At 38.2% G+C, this 2,992-nt stretch carries 4 protein-coding genes and 1 pseudogene; 2 read left to right on the top strand and 3 right to left on the bottom strand.

The genetic code is table 11. The features are described from left to right. The first annotated feature begins 201 nt into the window (after positions 1-201). Together PSE7429_RS22080 and PSE7429_RS22075 are read left to right on the top strand one after the other, a co-directional pair. A complete protein-coding gene (locus PSE7429_RS22080) occupies positions 202-744 on the top strand; it encodes a protein tyrosine phosphatase family protein (RefSeq protein WP_009629606.1) in 543 nt (180 codons plus the stop codon). A gap of 59 nt (positions 745-803) precedes the next feature. Further along, positions 804-1,226 carry a nuclear transport factor 2 family protein gene (locus tag PSE7429_RS22075; protein ID WP_009629605.1) on the top strand — a complete coding sequence of 141 codons (423 nt, stop codon included), beginning with the start codon at positions 804-806 and terminating at the stop codon, positions 1,224-1,226. 588 nt (positions 1,227-1,814) lie between these two features. Here PSE7429_RS22075 and PSE7429_RS22070 read toward each other — a convergent pair. The 3 genes and pseudogenes from PSE7429_RS22070 to PSE7429_RS25800 form a co-directional block, all read right to left on the bottom strand. Next, the gene (locus tag PSE7429_RS22070) at positions 1,815-2,465 is read right to left on the bottom strand and encodes an SUKH-4 family immunity protein (RefSeq protein WP_009629604.1); all 651 of its coding nucleotides are present in this window, start codon (positions 2,463-2,465) and stop codon (positions 1,815-1,817) included. A gap of 12 nt (positions 2,466-2,477) precedes the next feature. Beyond that, positions 2,478-2,723 (bottom strand): nucleic acid/nucleotide deaminase domain-containing protein, encoded by a 246-nt coding sequence (locus tag PSE7429_RS28080; protein WP_407681168.1) that lies wholly within the window; start codon positions 2,721-2,723, stop codon positions 2,478-2,480. 113 nt (positions 2,724-2,836) lie between these two features. After that, a pseudogene (locus PSE7429_RS25800) lies at positions 2,837-2,992 on the bottom strand (ISKra4 family transposase); the annotation flags it as partial.

Below are 2,992 nucleotides of genomic sequence, written 5' to 3'. Positions count from 1 at the left end.
TGCGGCGCACGCGCAGCGTGCGCCGCAGGTTTTAGCTCTGGATTTTAATCTAAGCATAGTTAAACTTAAGACTTAGAAGCGCATATCGCTCACTAAACGGGCGGTACGATCTTCTGAGCTTAGTATCCCATACCAAAAAGCGCCCGAACTAAAAAGCGCCCGAACTAAATAAAATGGATGTGAATGAGTTACTTTTGAAATATGAAAATTAAAAGTATTTTAAGTGATATTGTCTTGTATGGGCGATCAGCATGGCAGATTGTCAAATCTCGCCTACAACCCAAAAAAGGCTTAGATGATATTCTGAACTATCGATATATCTCAGATCGATTGGCGACAAGCGGACAACCCACTGCTGAGGAATTCTCCTTAATTCGTTATGCAGGGTATCAAACAGTTCTCAACTTAGCGCCGCCCAATGCCTCCAATGCTTTACCCAATGAACCAGCGATCGTTCGTGGTTTAGGAATGGATTATATTAATATTCCCGTAGTTTGGGACAGCCCTACAATAGCTGACTTCACTAAGTTTTGTGATGTGATGCAAGCGCATAGGGAAAGACCGATCTTCGTTCACTGTGCTATGAATATGCGGGTTTCAGCGTTTGTTTATCTCTATCGTCGCTTGATAATGGGTATCTCCGAGCCAGAAGCTTATCAGTCAATGACGACTATCTGGCATCCCAACGAGACTTGGCAGCAATTTATCAAAAATGCGATCGCCTCCTACAGCAGTTCGCATTGAAATTTTCGCATTGAGATTTTAGAACTTTCAATTAACTTTCTATCAATATTAAAAAAACTATGGAAACTAAGCCACCACTCCCTCCTTTTACGCTTGAAACAGCTAAAGCCAAGGTACAGGCAGCAGAAGATGCATGGAATACCCGCGATCCCGAACGGGTTGCCCTTGCCTATACGGAAGATTCAGAATGGCGGAATCGATCGGAATTTTTGAACGGGCGGGATGCGATCAGAGATTTTCTCAAACGCAAATGGGCAAAGGAACTAGACTATCGTTTGAAGAAAGAACTTTGGTGCTTTATGGATAATCGGATTGCCGTGCGCTTTGAATATGAGTGGCACGATGAAGCTGGTTCTTGGTATCGTGCTTACGGCAATGAGAACTGGGAATTTGCAGAAAATGGTCTGATGATGCGTCGATTTGCTAGCATCAATGATTTACCAATTCAGGAGTCAGAACGAAAATTTCACTGGGCGCGTTAATATAGCTGTCGCTAGTTACCGTTCGTTAATACACTACAAGATTATGTGATCGGGCTAATATTCTGGAATTTTATCCTTAATTGTGAATTCTATTTGCGAGGTATAGCGGTTTTCAGTTGACTACGTACCGTCAAAACCTGAATTTTGCGTGCATTTAGGAGCACCATTTTTGCTCACACTCATTTGAAAATCCTTATAGGTATAAATGTAATTCACATCTTGGCAATGGTCAGATAATGGGGGATGGATTCTAAAACTCCCATTTCATGCCAACAAAAAAGGCGCAAATATGTCGATCACGCTTTAGATAACCAGTACCGAATTTTATCATCCTCATGGGCAATTGAGAACGACTCAAGCCATAGTTCAAAAGATCGTTAGAGCAGTTTAAAAGAATCGCGACTATAATTGTATGAACATCTCTGGAGTAATTAGGATAGAGTCCAAGCAGATTTATTTGGTGCGTTTTATTTCATGAACGCACCCTACGCTACTGCATCCATTGAGTAAGTTGTTTTGGACATTAGAATATCCTTATGATTTTATCGCTCTCTAGATATTGCACTTCAAACTTAAATTGGCGAACTACTAGTAGCCCTTACTATCTATAACTAATCTTTCTATAATCTCTACCCATATTTCACTATCAAACGCCTTTGGATCTATCTTTTTTAAATCGCTTTTAAAATCATTTATGCCTTGATCAAAGTCTTTCCCAGCAAATATATCTATATGACAAGCTATCAAGCAAGCTGAAAGTTTTTGAAAATTTGAATTTAAGAAAGTTATTGACAAATCTTTTGGGGAAATAGATATTATTCTACCTTCATTTTCAGTATCAAGGCATATTCTCGAAGAGTTATCTACTTCTGAATGCAATATTACATCATCTTCGATGTTAATATTTAAAAACCTTAGCCTTTTACCTATATCTGATAAATTAGCATTCCTCAATAGACCAATTTCACCGAGATGTATCATTCTTCCTACTAATGGAGTTGCATTTAGACAACCAACTGAAAAAACTTGACCTAAATGTTGTAAGGACTCTCCAATTTTTATGTCTTTTGAGATTGCTTCAAAATCCATTGAGAACCTAAAGTAATCAACTACATATGGCAATCCCATATCTAAAATAAATCTACTAGTTTCTTGTGACAAGTTTATTTTTGATAAATTCTCTGGATGTGCATACACTAAATTTTCTTGACCAAAAACTTCAATCATTTTTTGTTTCATATAATCTCCAAACTAATCGAAATCTACACTGTATTTTCCAAGATCTTGATATTTCCTCACTCTCGAAATATCATTCATTCCGTTATTAAAGGGATATGAGTAATATATCTTTGTATTTGGGGAATTCTGCCGAAGAAAACTAACGCAATTATTACCTCCAAAATTACATGGTTCAAATTCTGTATATATTCGCTTTACATTTTGGGGTGGAACATGAAGATTTCTCAGTTCTCCCATAAGAACTTGCTCAGCATGAATACTTATTCCTCCAGTAATTAGGGTGCGTTAGCCCTATCGTAACGAGCAATTATTGACTTAGTTTACTAAAAACACGATCGGGAGCATCTCAATTAGGCACTGAGTAAATATACTTAGGCAAGATTGAGGTTGAGATAAGCGCAACGATGTTTAAGAACTTGGGGAAGATTATCGCGCTTCCACTGAGCACCAGATATTTTGATTCTACGCCCAATTTGCTTGATAGTAGATTCAACAGCACCAGAGCCAATGGTAATTCCTTGTGTTTG

The sequence above is a fragment of the Pseudanabaena biceps PCC 7429 genome (assembly GCF_000332215.1).
Lineage (GTDB): Bacteria > Cyanobacteriota > Cyanobacteriia > Pseudanabaenales > Pseudanabaenaceae > Pseudanabaena > Pseudanabaena biceps.
The sequence above is the reverse complement of the archived record's forward strand: the minus strand, read 5'-3'. Positions and strand labels throughout refer to the sequence as shown.

Bases quoted from the DNA above. Each gene is read 5' to 3' on its own strand.
- PSE7429_RS22080 (WP_009629606.1), top strand. From the start codon at position 202: ATGAAAATTAAAAGTATTTTAAGTGATATTGTCTTGTATGGGCGATCA.
- PSE7429_RS22075 (WP_009629605.1), top strand. From the start codon at position 804: ATGGAAACTAAGCCACCACTCCCTCCTTTTACGCTTGAAACAGCTAAA.
- PSE7429_RS22070 (WP_009629604.1), bottom strand. From the start codon at position 2,465: ATGAAACAAAAAATGATTGAAGTTTTTGGTCAAGAAAATTTAGTGTAT.